Annotated in this window: 13 protein-coding genes; 3 read left to right on the top strand and 10 right to left on the bottom strand. The window is 73.1% G+C overall.

Annotated elements, in window-relative coordinates; translation table 11 throughout:
- Positions 1 to 17: 17 nt before the first annotated feature.
- Positions 18 to 491 (bottom strand): GNAT family N-acetyltransferase, encoded by a 474-nt coding sequence (locus ACFWBN_RS13965; protein WP_385176165.1) that lies wholly within the window; start codon positions 489 to 491, stop codon positions 18 to 20.
- Positions 492 to 657: 166 nt separating this feature from the next.
- Between ACFWBN_RS13965 and ACFWBN_RS13970 the strand changes: the two genes are divergently transcribed.
- Complete coding sequence (locus ACFWBN_RS13970) at positions 658 to 1110, top strand: VOC family protein (protein WP_385175743.1); 453 nt, start codon at positions 658 to 660, stop codon at positions 1108 to 1110.
- Positions 1111 to 1150: 40 nt separating this feature from the next.
- Here ACFWBN_RS13970 and ACFWBN_RS13975 read toward each other — a convergent pair whose 3' ends face one another.
- Entirely contained in the window at positions 1151 to 2116 is a 966-nt protein-coding gene (locus tag ACFWBN_RS13975; protein ID WP_385175746.1) for a helix-turn-helix transcriptional regulator, read from the bottom strand.
- Between the two features lie 63 nt (positions 2117 to 2179).
- Here ACFWBN_RS13975 and ACFWBN_RS13980 point away from each other — a divergent pair, with 63 nt between their 5' ends.
- A complete protein-coding gene (locus ACFWBN_RS13980) occupies positions 2180 to 3337 on the top strand; it encodes an epoxide hydrolase family protein (RefSeq protein WP_385175749.1) in 1158 nt (385 codons plus the stop codon).
- A 77-nt stretch (positions 3338 to 3414) separates the two neighbouring features.
- Here ACFWBN_RS13980 and ACFWBN_RS13985 read toward each other — a convergent pair whose 3' ends face one another.
- The 5 genes from ACFWBN_RS13985 to cseB form a co-directional block, all read right to left on the bottom strand.
- A complete protein-coding gene (locus ACFWBN_RS13985) occupies positions 3415 to 4269 on the bottom strand; it encodes an arylamine N-acetyltransferase (protein ID WP_385175752.1) in 855 nt (284 codons plus the stop codon).
- Positions 4270 to 4344: 75 nt separating this feature from the next.
- Complete coding sequence (locus ACFWBN_RS13990) at positions 4345 to 6885, bottom strand: FtsX-like permease family protein (protein ID WP_385175755.1); 2541 nt, start codon at positions 6883 to 6885, stop codon at positions 4345 to 4347.
- A 118-nt stretch (positions 6886 to 7003) separates the two neighbouring features.
- On the bottom strand, positions 7004 to 7795 hold the full coding sequence (locus ACFWBN_RS13995; protein WP_385175758.1) for an ABC transporter ATP-binding protein: 792 nt from the start codon (positions 7793 to 7795) through the stop codon (positions 7004 to 7006).
- Positions 7796 to 7934: 139 nt separating this feature from the next.
- Positions 7935 to 9197, bottom strand: coding sequence for an ATP-binding protein (locus ACFWBN_RS14000; RefSeq protein ID WP_385175762.1), 1263 nt, complete (start codon positions 9195 to 9197; stop codon positions 7935 to 7937).
- A 5-nt stretch (positions 9198 to 9202) separates the two neighbouring features.
- A complete protein-coding gene (gene cseB / locus ACFWBN_RS14005; protein ID WP_385175764.1) occupies positions 9203 to 9943 on the bottom strand; it encodes a two-component system response regulator CseB in 741 nt (246 codons plus the stop codon).
- Positions 9944 to 10169: 226 nt separating this feature from the next.
- On the opposite strand from cseB, the gene ACFWBN_RS14010 reads away from it, so the two are divergent.
- Positions 10170 to 11231 (top strand): alpha/beta hydrolase, encoded by a 1062-nt coding sequence (locus tag ACFWBN_RS14010; protein ID WP_385175767.1) that lies wholly within the window; start codon positions 10170 to 10172, stop codon positions 11229 to 11231.
- Between the two features lie 27 nt (positions 11232 to 11258).
- Here the strand turns inward: ACFWBN_RS14010 and ACFWBN_RS14015 are convergent, their stop codons facing one another.
- The 3 genes from ACFWBN_RS14015 to ACFWBN_RS14025 are packed head-to-tail and all read right to left on the bottom strand — an operon-like array spanning position 11259 to position 15038.
- A complete protein-coding gene (locus tag ACFWBN_RS14015) occupies positions 11259 to 12395 on the bottom strand; it encodes a substrate-binding domain-containing protein (RefSeq protein ID WP_385175770.1) in 1137 nt (378 codons plus the stop codon).
- A 34-nt stretch (positions 12396 to 12429) separates the two neighbouring features.
- On the bottom strand, positions 12430 to 13491 hold the full coding sequence (locus ACFWBN_RS14020; protein ID WP_385175773.1) for an ABC transporter permease: 1062 nt from the start codon (positions 13489 to 13491) through the stop codon (positions 12430 to 12432).
- Positions 13488 to 15038 (bottom strand): sugar ABC transporter ATP-binding protein, encoded by a 1551-nt coding sequence (locus ACFWBN_RS14025; protein WP_385175776.1) that lies wholly within the window; start codon positions 15036 to 15038, stop codon positions 13488 to 13490. Before ACFWBN_RS14025 ends, ACFWBN_RS14020 begins: the two co-directional genes overlap by 4 nt.
- Positions 15039 to 15044: the final 6 nt, after the last annotated feature.

The following is a 15044-nucleotide window of genomic DNA, read 5'->3' on the forward strand; positions in this document are numbered from 1 at the left end:
GGTGCCGGCGCTCTCGATCAGGTCGCCGCGATGTGATCGGGAGGCGCCGGCGTTCGGAGGGCGCCCGCACCCGGCCGTCGCACCATGTAGATGTCGACCGGATCCTGCGCCTCCACGGTGAACCCGTGGCGCTCGTACAGCCGCCGGGCGGCGCTGCCCTGCAGGACGTTCAGGCGGACGAGGACGCCGTCGGCATCGGTCCGCCGCAACAGCGTCCGCAGCACGGCCGATCCGAGGCCCCGGCCCTGGAGGCCCGGAGTGAGATAGAAGTGCTCCAGCCACCGCCCGTCCTCGGCCGGGCGCACGGCAACGCAGCCCCCGAAAGCGCCGTCCGCCACGATGACCGACGTGTGCTGCGGGGAGAAGGCATCCCGCAGCCGCTGCCGGACCCGATGCTCGTCGTAGCGTCCCAACCGCTCCAGGTCCGGGCGCATCACCGCCGCCCGCAGCTCCGCGATCGCCTCGACATCGGCCGGCTCCGCGGAACGCAGCGCCCATGCCACGGGACGGTCCGACTCGTGCCCGGGCGCCGCCCGGTCCGACCGTATGCCGTCCGCACCCGCACCCGCACCCGCACCCGCACCCGCACCCGTACTCGTACTCGTGTTCATGGCCGGAGTATTTCAAGGGCCTGCCGCGACCGGGTTCAATGGGTGCATGGCACTGAGTTGGAAGCTGGTCATCGACAGCACGAACGCACCGGCCCTCGCGGACTTCTGGGCCGAGGCCCTGGAATACGAGGTGGAGGACCCCGGCGCGCTCATCGAGCAGCTGCTGGCCGCCGGTCACATCGGCGAGGAGGCGGTCGTCGAGCACCGCGGCCGCAAGACCTTCCGCGGCTACGCGGCGATCCGCCACCCGGACGACCCGTACGACCCGACCAGCGGCGTCGGCCGCGGCCGGCGGCTGCTCTTCCAGGACGTGCCCGAGGGCAAGGCGGGCAAGAACCGCCTGCACATCGACGTCCACAGCGAGCCCGGAGAGCTCGGCAAGCTGGTGGTCCGACTGGAAGCCCTGGGGGCAACCGTCGTCCGCGAGGTCGACAAGGGACCTGCCGGGCATTGGTGGATCATGCAGGACCCGGAAGGCAACGAGTTCTGCGCGGCCTGACCCGGGCCGATCATCGGCCGGTGTCTCGCGACATCCGGTCTCACATCGCTCCGGTGGAGCGGGCGTAGCGGTCGGCGAGCAGGCGGAGGTGGGCGACCAGTTCCTCCGGCTCGGTGACGTCGAAGTCGAAGTCCAGCATGCCCAGGTGGACGGCGAGGGTCTGCACCGTGTCCGCGCCCGTGACCAGGACGCAGGTGTCGGCGTCAACGGCCTCGACCGTGCCGACCGCGGGGTTGATCCGCTCGATCACCGCCGACGCCGGGGCATGGACGGTCACCCGCGCGTGGTAGCGCCAGGCCGCGCTCGACACCCGGCGGGAGACGTACTCCGCGGCGTCGCCGCCGGGCAGTTCGCGCGGGGTGAAGCGCGGTCCGGTCGGGGTGCGGGGCCGGATCCGGTCGATCCGGAAGGTCCGCCAGTCCTCGCGCTCGACGTCCCACGCCACCAGGTACCAGCGCCTGCCCCAGTTCACCGCCCGATACGGCTCCACCACCCGTCGGGTGGGCGATCCGGCGTGGTCCAGGTAGTCGAAGCGCAGCCGCTCCCGGTCGCGGCAGGCGGACACCAAGGTGGTCAGCACGTCCGCGGAGACCGTCGGGACCGGACGGTCCGTCGGCACGGCCACCGTGTACGCCATGAGGGTCCGCACACGGCGGCGCAGCCGCGAGGGCAGCACCTGCTCCAGCTTGGCCAGGGCCCGCAGCGAGGTCTCCTCGGTGCCCGGCACGGCCCCCTGCGCGGCGGTGCGCAGCGCGATCGTCACCGCGACGGCCTCCTCGTCGTCGAGGAGCAGCGGGGGCATCGCGGCGCCGGCGCCCAGCCGGTAGCCGCCGGTGGACCCGCGCGTGGCGTCCACGGGATAGCCGAGCTCACGCAGCCGGTCGATGTCGTTGCGGACGGTACGGCCGCTCACCCCGAGGCGTTCGGCCAGTTCGGAACCGGGCCAGGCCCTCGGGGTCTGCAGCAGGGAGAGCAGGCGCAGCAACCGTGCGGAGGTATCGAGCATGAGGACCAGCCTGCTGTGCGATTAGGAACGCATCGTGCCTATATCGAGCCTACTGTTTCACCCATGGAGAGCAGCAGCAACACCGACGCCCGGATCCACCCCTTCCGCATCGACGTCCCGCAGGACGAGCTCGACGACCTGCGCGACCGCCTGGCGCGCACCCGCTGGGGCAGCGAGATCCCCGGCACCGGCTGGAGCCGGGGTGTGCCCACCGACTACCTCAAGGCGCTGGCCGCGTACTGGGCCGACGGCTTCGACTGGCGCAAGGCGGAGGCGGAGCTCAACGAGTTCCCCCAGTTCACCACCACCATCGACAACCAGAACATCCACTTCCTCCACGTCCGTTCGCAGAACCCGGCCGCCGTCCCGCTGCTCCTGCTGCACGACTGGCCCTGCTCGTTCGTGCAGTTCGTCGAGGTCATCCGGCCGCTGGCGGAAGACTTCCACGTCATCGTGACCTCCACGCCCGGCACCGGATTCTCCGGTCCGCTCGGCGAGGCCGGCTGGAACACCGGCCGCATCGCGGGCGCGTTCGTCGAGCTGATGGGTCGGCTCGGGTACGGCTCCTACGGCGTCCAGGGAACGGGCGGCGGCGCCTGGATCGCTTCGGAGATGGGGCGCCAGGCCCCCGACCGGGTCGTCGGCGTCCACGTCAACGGCCTGATCACCTTCCCCTCCGGAGACCCCGCCGAATTCGAGGGCCTGACCGCGTCCGAACAGGAGCGGCTGGCCCGGCTGGAGAGCTTCCAGCAGGACAAGATGGGCTTCAACGCCATCCAGTCCACTCGCCCGCAGACCCTCGCCTACGGCCTGCACGACTCGCCGGTCGGCCAACTCGCCTGGATCGCCGAGAAGTTCAAGGAGTGGACCGACCCCGCCGCCGAGCTCCCCGAGGATGCCGTGGGCCGCGACCGCCTGCTGACCAACATCAGCGTCTACTGGTTCAGCGGGACGGCCGGCTCCTCGGCCAACCTGTACTACGAGTCGGGACACGACCCGAGCGCCTGGGCCCCGAAGCCCCGCGGCACCGTCCCGACCGGCGTGGCCGTCGCCCTGCACACCGACGTCGCCATCCGCCGCTTCGCCGAGCGGGACCACAACATCACCCACTGGAGCGAGTTGGAGCGCGGCGGCAACTTCCTCGCACTGGAGCAGCCGGAGGCGTTCGTCACCGATGTGCGCGCCTTCTTCCGCACGCTCGGCGCCCGACACCCGCGGTAGGCGCTCCGAGAACGCCCGGGCAGCCCACGGCCTCGAACCGGCGGGCCGGGGCCTGCCCGGACCGGCCCGCCACCGGCTTACGAGGGCGCCCCCTGCTGCCGCTCCGCGGCCTCCCAATCCCGGTGCGCGGTGTGGACGCGGTGCCACAGCTCCGCCCGCGCGCGGGCGTCGACATCGGCCAGGTCCAGCCGGAACACGCCGGCCAGTACGTCGTACCAGTCCTCGGCCGATTCGATGGTCCGCTCGTCGGTGCCCCTGGCGTCGATCCGGCGCAGCACACAGCCGCGCAGCATGTCCACGCCCTTGGCGTCGCGGAGCTGGGCCTGGAAGACCCGGACGAAGCCGGACTCGGGGGAGGTCGAGAGCTGCTCGTGCTCCGCGGCGAAGGAGGACAGCTCGACGGGGTCCGGCGCGAAGACCATCGCCGTGAAGGCGCCGCGCGGGTCATGGGCGAACCGCCAGCCGCCGGGCACCACCACCGACGGGGCCATCGCATAGGTGAACGGCCCCTGGGTGTAGCTGCCTTCGCGCAGCGGCAGCGGCTCGTACATTCCGCCGGCCAGCCCGGTGTCGACCAGCCACCGCTCGCCGTCGAGCCCCACGGTGAGCGCGAGATGGTCGCCGCCCGGACCCTCGGGGTCCTCGACCTCGTCCTGCACGCCGGCCCGGTGCAGGGTGACGTCGTAGCCGAGCGCCTCCAGCAGCGCCGCGAACGCCCCGTTGAGCTGGAAGCAGTAGCCGCCGCGCCCGCCCAGGATCCGTGCCACGGATTCCGCGGCGCCGATGCCCATCGGCCGCCCCAGATGGATGTCGAGGTTCTCGTAGGCGACCCGCTCCACCTGCGCCCGGTGCAGTGCCCACAGCGCCTCGGCCGTCGGGGCCGCCGGCCGGGCCACCCCGAGCACGGCCAGATACCGGTCGACGTCGATCATGCTTCTCCACTCTGTCCGAACGGATGATCAGCATAGTCACCGGTACCGCCGCCCCACGTCCCGATTTATTGCGCCCTATTGCGCCGTCGTCGCGGCGGGAATGTCGACGCGGGCGGCCCTGCGGGCGGGCCAGAGCGAGGCGACCAGTGCGCCGGCCAGGGCGATGAGCACGCCGAGCGCGAGGCGTCCCCAGGGCAGGACCAGCGTGTAGCCCACGACGTGCTCCTGGAGGGTGCGCCCGAGGGCCCAGCCCAGGAAGACGCCCATGACCGTGCCGAGGGTCGCGCCGAGTCCGCCCAGGAGCAGGGCCTCCAGCCGGATCATCCGGGTCACTCCGGCGCGGTCCAGGCCGAGGGCGCGCAGCGTGCCGATCTCCTTGCGGCGTTCGAGGACGGACATCGCGAGGGTGTTGGCGATGCCCAGCGCGGCGATCGCCAGGGCCATGCTGAGCAGGGCGTAGAAGACGTTCAGCTGGTCGCCGATGTCTCCGCTGTCCTGGGCGCGGATGCCGGCCTCGTCGAGGACGGCGAGCGCGGGGTTGTCGCCGAGGGCGTGAATGACGCTGCCGAGCGCGGCGCGGCCGGGGCCGCCGTCCGTGGCGACGAGGACCGCGGCGGTGTTCGGGGCGGAGTCGTAGCGGGCGACGAGGGAGTCGGGCGCGGTGATGCTGGGCAGCAGGTTGCTCTGCTCGTCCGCCTGGTAGATGGCTCCGATGGTGACGCTGCCGCGCCCGTCGTCCTGACGTTCCAGGGGGAGGGTCTGACCGACCTGCCAGCCGGCCGCCTTGGCCTTGAAGTCGGCCACGGCGATCTGGCCCTTGGCGAGGCAGTCGAGGGAGCCCTCGACCACGTCGTACCGGAGCAGCCGGCCGATGGTGGCGGGGTCGACGCCGGTCAGTACGGAGGAGGTGCCGGCCAGGCGGTATTCGGTGGACTGGTTGAGCGGGCTGGAGGCGGCGCCGGGCAGCTTCCCGAGGGCTTGGGCGGTGGCGGGCGTCATCCGCATGCCGCCTTCGGCGGGCTTCACCAGGTAGTCGGCGGTGAAGTCGTGGGTGGTCGCGCGGTCGAGGTACTGGGCGGCGGAGGCCCCGAGGACGGACAGGCCCGAGGCGAGGGTGAGCGCGATGGCGAGCGCGGCGGCGGTGGCGCCCGTACGGCGCGGGTCGCGCACGGTGTTGCGGGCGGCGAGGGTGCCGTGCACCGGGTGGAGACGGGTCAGCAGCGGCTGCAGAACGGCGACGAAAGGCCGCGACAGCAGCGGGATGAAGCCGATCGTCCCGGTCAGGGTCAGGGCCGCGCCGAGACCGATGACGGTCCGGGCGTCCTTCCCGGTGGTGAGGGCTCCGTACACCACGGCGGCGGTGCCGGTGAGCACCAGCGCGGCGCTGACGCCGTTGCGCAGGGAGCCGGCGCGCGCGGGCGCCGTGGGCTCGGCCGCGCTGAGAGCGGCGACGGGCGGGATGGCCATGGCCCGGCGGATCGGCAGCCATGCGGCGACCATCGGCAGGGCGGTGCCGACCAGCATCGCGGTGATCACGGTGGCCGGGGTGAGGACCAGCGGGGCGGCGGGGGCGTCGGCAGGGGCGAAGAGCGCCTGGAGCAGGGCCGCGACCCCGGTGCCGGCGGCGAGGCCGGCCGCGGAGGCGATCGCGCCGACGAGGAGGGACTCGGTCAGCAGGATGCGGCGCACCTGCTTGCGGGAGGCGCCGACGGCCCGCATCAGCGCCAGCTCCCTGGTGCGTCGGGCGACCAGCATGGTGAACGTGTTGGAGATGAGGAAGGTGGCGACGAACAGGGCTACGGCGGCGAAGCCCAGCAGGATCTGGCTCATGGTGTCGCCGTCGGAGGTGGCGAGGTTCGTCTTGATCTGGGCGAGCCGGGCCCCGGTGACCGCGCCGGTGCCCGGGGGAAGCACCGGTTCGACGCGGCTGAGGAGCTCCTGCGGGTGGGTGCCGGGGGCGGCCGTGAGCTCGACGTGCTGGTAGCGGCCGGGCTGGACGAACAGCCGCTGGGCGGTGGCGTTGGTGAACAGCGTCAGGCTGCCCCCGGAGGGGAGCCGCATCCCGTCGGTGCGGAAGATTCCGCTGAGGGTGTAGGAGGCGGCGCCCGTGTTCGTGCCGACGCGGACGGTGTCACCGACGCGGTAGCCGCCCTGCGCGGCGGTCTTCTCGTCGAGGGCGATCGCGTCGTCGCGGGTCGGGCCCGACCCGCGGGTGAAGCGGTAGGCGGGGTCCTTGCCGTCGGCTCCCTGGGCGAAGTTGGCGCCCTGGTGGGACGGGCCGTGACCGATCAGCCGGCCGCCGCGGTCGGCGACGGCGGCGAAGCCGTCGACCCGGCCCGCGGCGACGGCGACACCGGGGAGCTTGGCCAGGGCGGCCACGGTGCCGGCGTCGATGCCTGCCGGTCCGCCGCCGTCGCCGGCGGGAGGGCCGTCGGGCGCGACGTTGACGGCGATGCGCTCGTAGCCGTCGGTGGCCTGGGCGGTGGCGGCACGGTTCAGGCTGTCGCCGAAGACCAGGCTGCCGGTGATGAAGGTGACGCCGAGCATGACCGCGCACGCGGTCATCAGCAGGCGGGCCTTGTGCGCGAACACGTTGCGCAGGGCGGTACGGAACATGGGGTGCGGATCCTGGGAGGCGGGCTCGGCGGATGCGAGCGGGCGGACGCGGGGGCGCGGGGGGCGCGGGCGGGCGGATGCCGGCGGGCGGCTGGTTCGGTGCCGGCGCGCGGGCTGGTCAGCTCGTGCGCGAGCGGGTGTCGAACGCCTTCATCCGGTCCAGCACCCGGTCCGGGGTGGGCTGCGCCATCTCGTCGACCAGGCGGCCGTCGGACAGGAAGACCACGCGGTCGGCGTAGCCGGCGGCGACGGGGTCGTGGGTGACCATGACCACGGTCTGGCCCAGCGCGCGCACCGAGTCGCGCAGGAAGCCGAGTACCTCGGCCCCGGCTCGGGAGTCGAGGTTGCCGGTGGGTTCGTCGCCGAAGATGATCGCGGGACGGGAGACCAGGGCCCGGGCCACCGCGACGCGCTGCTGCTGCCCGCCGGACAGCTGGCCGGGCCGGTGGTCGAGCCGCTGGGAGAGGCCGACCATCGAGACCACGCGGTCCAGCCACTGCCGGTCGGGCCGGCGGCCGGCGATGGTCAGCGGCAGCGTGATGTTCTCCAGTGCGGTCAGCGTCGGCAGCAGGTTGAACGCCTGGAAGATGAAGCCGATCCGGTCGCGGCGCAGCTGGGTGAGCAGTCGGTCGCCCAGCGTGCCCAGTTCGGTCGTGCCGATGCGGGCGGAGCCGGAGCTGAACGAGTCGAGCCCGGCGGCGCAGTGCATCAGGGTGGACTTGCCGCAGCCGGAGGGGCCCATGATCGCCGTGAACTCGCCCTCCCGGAAGGAGATGCTGACACGGTCCAGGGCGACGACACGGGTGTCGCCGCTGCCGTAGACCTTCGACAGATCGGTGACGGCGGCCGCGGTCCCGAGGGTCGGGTACGGCGCGAGCGCGTCGGGCTCATGACGGGATACGGCGGTCACGGGGACTCCTCTTCGGGTGCGGAAGGGTGCACTCCGAAGGGTGTCCGGGGAAGGTATCGGAGCCTGGACCGCCGTGTATCGGCCCCCGCTCCGCCGCGTAGCAGTTCTGTAGCGGGCGGGCGGGCGGCCGGCCGAGAGGTCAGGCCGGCAGTCGCAGGGTGGCGACAGCGCCGCCGTCCGGGGCGTTGTCCAGGCGCAGCTCGGCCCCGAGGAGCCCGGCCTGGCCCAGCGCGATGGTCAGCCCGAGGCCGTGGCCCGAGCCGCGCTCCGTCCCGCCCGTGTGGAAGCGGCGCGGGCCGTCGCGCAGCAGGTCCGGGGGGAAGCCGGGGCCGTGGTCGCGTACGACGACCGTGCGGCCCTCGACGGTGACCTGTACCGGGGTGTCCCCGTGCCGGTGGGCGTTGACGACGAGGTTGCCGACGATCCGTTCGAGACGGCGCGGGTCGGTCTCCACGGTCCGGGCGGCCTCGCCGTCCGGTGCGTTGGCGACGGTGACCTCGGTGTCGAAGCCGGTACGCGTCACGGCCTCGGACACGACCGCCCCGAGCGGGACACGGGCGCGGACCGGCTGTTCGGCGCCGGCGTCCAGCCGGGAGATCTCCAGCAGGTCCTCGACCAGGCCGCGCAGGTCGCGCACCCGGGCCCGGAGCAGGTCCTCCGTCTCACCGGCCGGCAGCAGGTCCGCGGCGGCCAGCAGACCGCCCACGGGCGTACGCAGCTCGTGGGCCACGTCCGCCGTGAACTGCCGCTCGGTGCGCAGCCGCCGGCTGAGGCTGTCCGCCATGAGGTCGACTGTGGCGGCGATGTCGGCCACCTCGTCGCGGCCCTTGGTCGGCCCGGTGCGGGCGTCCAGGTCCCCGGCGGAGATCCGGACCGCGGTCTCGGAGACCCGCCGCAGCCGGCGGCCGAGCAGCCCGGCTCCGTAGACCGCCAGGGGCGTGGCCGCCGCGAGTGCGATCAGCGAGGCCACCACCATGGTCACGTCGAGCCGGCGCAGCCCGTACAGCTCCGGGTTCATGTTGATCTGAACGGCCAGCACCTGCCCGTCCGGGCCGTCGACCCGCTGGGCGGCCCAGACGGTCGGGCCCGAGTTCCCGTCGACGCGCGCGTCGTAGGCCGTGTGCCGGACGCCGTCGGCCGGGTGCCGCAGTGCGGCGGGCAGCCCGGCCGGATCGAGCTCGGCACCGTCCGCGAGGGTTCCGGTGCGCCGGTAGACGTCCATCGCCGAGTACAAACTGTTGAAGGCCCGTGCCTCGGCCCGGCTCCGGATGTCCTGCGCGGTCCATACGTGCACCAGCACGCCCACCGCCGCCGCGACCAGGCAGGCGGTGGCCGCGGCCAGCGCGGCGATCCTCCAGCGCAGGGGCACGCGGGCCGGCCGCGGCCGGTGGAACGAGCGCACCGGCCTCAACGCCTGAGCTTGTAGCCGAAGCCGCGGACCGTCTCGATCCTGTCCCGGCCCAGCTTGCCGCGCAGCCGCTGCACGCACAGGTCCACGACCCGGCTGTCACCGTCCCAGCCGTAGTCCCACACGTCCCGCAGCAGGGTGTGCCGCTCCAGCACGATGCCCGGGTGCGCGGCGAACTCCAACAGCAGCTTCAGCTCGGTCGGGGTCAGCGCCACCGGGCGTCCCGATACGGACACCTCCAGGCCGCCGGTGTCGATGGTCAGGTCCCCGAAGACCAACAGCTCAGCCCCGGACGGTGACGGCCCGTCGCCCGCGGCCGGCCCCGGTTGCGGGACGGGCGCGTAGGTCGCCCTCCGCAGCAGCGAACGGATGCGGGCCACGAGCACGTACGTGTCCACGGGTTTGACCACGTAGTCGTCCGCCCCGGCCTCCAGACCTGCGACGACGTCGAGCCCGTCGCCGCGGGCGGACATCATCAGGACCGGCACCAGGCTGGTCTCCCGGACCCTGCGGCACAGGCCGATCCCGTCCAGGCCCGGCAGCATCACATCCAGGATGAGCAGGTCGAAGCTCTCCTCGCGGAAGAGCTCCAGCCCCGTCAGCCCGTCGGCCGCGGCCTTCATCTGATAGCCGTAGCGCTCGAGGGCCACGGTGAAGGACCGGCGCATCAGATCGTCGTCCTCCACCAGCAGTACGCGCACAGGTGGCGGAGGGGCCGGAGCCGGGGCGGACGGGGACACGGGCAGACGACTCCTGTGGGGAGGGGCGTGGGGTACGGGTCGCCGTGGGCACTCACGCGCGGACGGCGACCTGAAAGGAACGATATGGCACAGATGGGGCTGCGGGCCGATCCGATGGACAACCAAGCGCTCCCTGATACCCGCCCGATACAAACCCGCCCGGAGCGGTGCGCCGCTCCGGAAGCCGGGCGTCGGAGCCGGCCGGCGGTGTGATGGGATGCCCCGTATGACACCGAAGGCAGTGCCCCCCTTCGACCCCGAACTGGGCGTCGTGCTGGCGGCCTTGGGCAAGGAGCCGAGGGAGCCGATCACCCCCGAGAACCTTGAGGACCGGCGAGAGCGGGATGCCACGACACGGCCCAGGCCGACGGCCGAGGACCTCCGCGCCGGCGGCCGTTTCGAGGTGGCGGAGCTCCGTGTGCCGGGACCGCCCGACGGGCCGGACGTCACGCTCGTGAGCGCCCGGCCGTCCGGGCTCGTCGGGCCGCTGCCCCTCCTGTACTACATGCACGGAGGCGCGATGATCATGGGCAACGCGTGGTCGGTGCTGCCGCGGATCCTGCGCGAGTGGGCCCTGCCGCTGGAACTGGCCGTCATCTCGGTCGAGTACCGGTTGGCGCCCCAGGCGCGCTACCCGGAACCGCTGGAGGACTGCTACGCCGGACTCCTCTGGGCGGCCGGGCACGCGGCCGAACTGGGCATCGACGCGGACCGGATCATCATCGGAGGGAGGAGCGCCGGCGGCGGGCTCGCCGCGGCCCTCGCCCTGCTGGCCCGTGACCGCGGCGGTCCCGGGGCACTGGGGCAGCTGCTGCTGTCCCCGATGCTCGACGACCGCGGCAGCACCTTCTCCGCTCATCAGATGACGGGGCTCGGCGTGTGGGACGCCACCTCCAACGCGACCGCCTGGAAGGCCCTGCTCGGTGACCGCTACGGCGCCCCGGACCTGCCGCCCTACGCGGCCCCCTCCCGCGCCACGGACCTCTCCGGACTCCCCCCGGCCTACATCGACGCCGGATCGGCCGAGATGTTCCGGGACGAGGACGTGGCCTACGCGAACGCCATCTGGCAGGCCGGCGGCCAGGCCGAACTGCACGTATGGCCCGGTGCCTACCACGGCTTCGACGGCATGGCACCGCACGCGGCCCTCAGCCGGGACGCACGCGACGCCCGTACCCGCTGGCTCCGGCGCCTCCTCGCACAGTCCGGCCCGGGGAACCGGCCCGGCTCCGACGCGGCCGCCGCACACGCGGCGGAGCGCGATCCGGCCGCCCGCCGCCGCGGCTGAACCGGAAACCCGCCGCGTACGAGGCCGTCACCTGCCCCAGATCTTCCGGTACGCCTCGCGGTAGCCGGACGGATCCCAGGACGTGGCGCCGCTGCTGTTGTCGGCCGTGGCGATGTGGACCGGGGCGACGTAGTCGCCGGCGGGCTGCCCGGCGAACGCGCGGTTGAATTCGTCGATGATCTGCCAGCCCTGCTGGGACAGCGGCTCGGGGACGGTGGCGGCCTGGAACTGCCCGCTGTTGATGCGCTGGAAGGCGGAGGGATCGCCGTCGCCCGCGCCGATGTTGAAGGGTGGTCCGGAGCCCGGCCTGCCGGCCGCGCGGAGGGCCGGGGCGGCGTCGGCGAAGTAGAGGTCGTTGATGGCGACGGAGTCCGTCCACTCGTCCTGGAAGCGGGACACCAGGGAGGAGACCGCCTGGGGGGTGCGGTTGCTCGCGTCCGGGATCGGGATGTTCTCGTACGTCAGGAGCCGTACGCCGGAACAGCCGGCGAGTTCCTTCTTGATCAGTTCGGCCTTGTTCTTGGCGAACGGGATCGAGTCGTCGGTGAAGAGGACGACTCCGGCCCTACCCTGGGACCGGGCGATGATCCAATCCGCGCTGATCTTCGCCACGTCCTCCACCCTGGTGGTGATGTTGGTGAAGAGCTCGGGGTTCTCGCTCGGACCGGGGGCATCCACCGCGTGCCACCCGATGAGGGGGATCCGCGCCGCTCGCGCCCGCTCCACCTGCTGTGAGGTCAGACGGGGGTCGAAGCCGCCGATGACGATGCCCGAGGGCTTGAGGGTGATCGCCTGGCTGAGCGCGGCCTGGATGCCGGCGGGGGTACCCTCTCCGTCGATCACCCGGACGTCCCAGCCGATCACCTTCGCGGCCTCCTCGACGCCCTTGGCCACGCCCGCGACGCCGGGGTTGGTCATGGTCTGCGCGACGTAGACGATGGTCTTGTCGGAAGCCGCCGGGGGGCCGCTGGTGGGGCCGGTCCACGCCACATCGGTGCTCTCGGCCTGCCGAACGGCCGTTGCGGCCTTCGCGAGGACGGCGGGGCAGCCGGCGTTCGACGGCCCGGTGCCGGTCGGCGGGCCGCTCTCGCAGCCGGCCACCAGGGCGGCTGCTGCGGCGAGCAGGGCTGCGGCGGTGACGGTGGTCTTGCGGTTCGAGTACACGGTGCTCCTGACGCGGGTGCGCGTGCGAAGTGGTCTACAGGGGGCGGTCCTTCGCGGGCGCTGCCGGGGGCTCCGCGCGCGACGGGCGGGACGCGGAGGTGCCGCCGCGCAGGCGGCGGCGGGCGGAGTAGCCGGCCAGGCCGACGGCGATGAGCAGGGTGCCGCCGTTGAACAGCGGCGTGGCCCAGAACTGGGCGCCGAACTGGCCGATCCCGGCGAGGCCGATGGCGAGGACGGCGACGGCCACCAGGGTGCCGAGCGCGTTGGCACGGCCGGGCCTGATCGTGGTCGACCCGAGCAGGGCGCCGACGAAGGCGGGCAGCAGGTAGTCCAGCCCGACGCTGGGGTTGCCGATCTGCTGCTGGGCGGCGAGCAGGACACCGGCGAAGCCGACGACCAGGCCCGATCCGGCGAAGGCGTAGACGGAGTAGGTGCGGGTGGGGATGCCGATGATGCCGGCGGCGCGCGGGCTGGAGCCGATGACGTACAGGTACCGGCCGAGCGGCAGCCGCTCCAGCACCACCCAGAGCACGGCCGCGACGGCGAGGACGTAGAAGGCGGGGAGCGGCAGGCCGAGGAAGGTGGAGGCGTAGAGGTCGGTGAACGAGGCCGGCAGGCCCTGCGGCCCCGGCACGATCCGGGTGCCGTCGGTGATCCAGCCGGTGCAGGCGTACATCATGCTGCCGGTGCCGAGCGTGGCGATGAAGGAGTCGATCTGCCCGAACTCGACGATGACGCCGTTGAGAGCGCCGACCACCACCCCTCCGCAGAGCACCGCGAGGCAGGCGAGGGGCCAGGGCCAGCCCTCGTTGACGATGAGCTGCATCACCATGACGTGCGCGAGGCCCAGCCCGTAGCCGATGGACAGGTCGAACTTGCCGGTCGCGATGGGGATCGTCGCGCCGAGCGCCAGGATGGCGGGGATCGACTGGTTGGAGAGGATGGAGGAGATGTTGTCCCGGGTGGGGAAGGTCCCCGGCAGCGAGAGGGAGAAGACCAGGAAGAGCAGGGCGGCGAGCGCCAGCAGGCCGTAGGTGCCGAGGAGGTGCCCGTGCAGTCGATCCGGCAGGGACCGGGGCGGGGGAGGGTTGGTCATCGGCTCGTCGCGGTTCCGGTGATGGGCGGCATGGCCGAGGCGGTTCGGGTGAGTTCGGTGACCGTGAGGGCTTCGCCGGTCAGCTCGGCTCCCACGGTCCCGCGGACGAACACCAGAGCGCGGTGGCACACCGTGGCGACCTCTTCGAAGTCCGTGGAGATGAGCAGCACGGCCAGGCCGGAGGCCAGCGTGTCGTCGAGCAGCCGGTAGATCGTCGCCTTGGCGCCCACGTCCACGCTGGCGGTCGGCTCTTCGAGGACGAGCAGGCGCAGCTTCCCGCGGAGCCACCTGCCGACCATGACCTTCTGCTGGTTGCCGCCGGACAGGGTGGCGATGGGGACCTCGCTGTCGCGGGGATGCACCGAAAACCGGTCGATCAGGGCGGTGGCCTCGGCGCGCTCGAGCCGCGGGCCGATCCAGCGCAACGCGGGCACACCCGCCGCCCGCGGGTTCGCCAGGAAGTTCTCCCTCACCGTCAGTTCGGCGGCGCAGCCCTCCTCCTGACGGTTGCCCGCCACGAAGCCGACGCCGGAGCCGACGGCCGCGGAGACCGTACGGGGGTGGTACGGGCGGCCGTCGAGCAGCACCCTCCCGCCGAGGACCGGCCGGGCTCCGGCGAGGGCGCGCCCCAGGTCCATGTGGCCGGCGCCGGTCAGGCCCACCATGCCCAGGATCTCGCCGGCCCGCAGGTCCAGGCTCACCGGTCCGCAGTACGCGGTCCGCACCTCGTCGAGACTCAGGAGGGGAGGGCCGGCGGCGGGGACGGTGGCGGGCGCGTGGACGGCCGGTTCGCGGCCCACGATGGCGCGCACCAGCCGGGCCGGGCTGTAACCGGTGAGGGGACCCCGTTCGACCAGGCGGCCGTCCCGCAGGACGGCGAACGTGTCGGCGACCTCGTACACCTCGTCGAGCCGGTGGCTGACGTAGAGGATGCCGTGCCCCCGGTCCCGCAGGGCGTGCAGTACGCCGAACAGCCGCGCGCAGTCCGCGGCGGGGAGGGTGGCGGTCGGCTCGTCGAGGACGATGAGCTCGGCGCGCGTCGCCAGGGCGCGGGCGATCGCGACCAGGGAGCGCTCGGCGGGTGCGAGGTCGGCGATCCGGGCGTCGGCGTCCAGGTGCCCGGCGACGATCCGCAGGGCGTCCGCGCAGCGCTCCCGGGTCTGCCGCCAGGAGACCAGCCCGAAGCGGCGCGGGTAGCCGGTGCCCAGGGCGATGTTCTCGGCGACCGTCATCCACTCGACGAGACCGAGGTCCTGGTGGATGAAGGACATGCTCCGGGTGGCGCCGTGTGAGCCGAGCGGGTGCCCGGCCACCGTCACCTCGCCCTCGTCGGCGTGGTGGACGCCGGCGAGCACCTTGATCAGGGTGGACTTCCCGGCGCCGTTGGGGCCGAGCAGGGCGAGGATGCTGCCCCGGTGGATGTCGAGGTCGACCGAGGCCAACGCGAGAGTGCCGCCGAACCGTTTGCCGAGGCCGCGCACGCGGACGAGCGGATCCCCGCCCAAGCGGGAGGGCGGGCCCGTTGAGGTGTCGGGAGCGTCATGCACAGACTT

Origin of the sequence: Streptomyces sp. NPDC059989 (assembly GCF_042736975.1) — a bacterium.
Classification (GTDB): Bacteria; Actinomycetota; Actinomycetes; order Streptomycetales; family Streptomycetaceae; genus Streptomyces.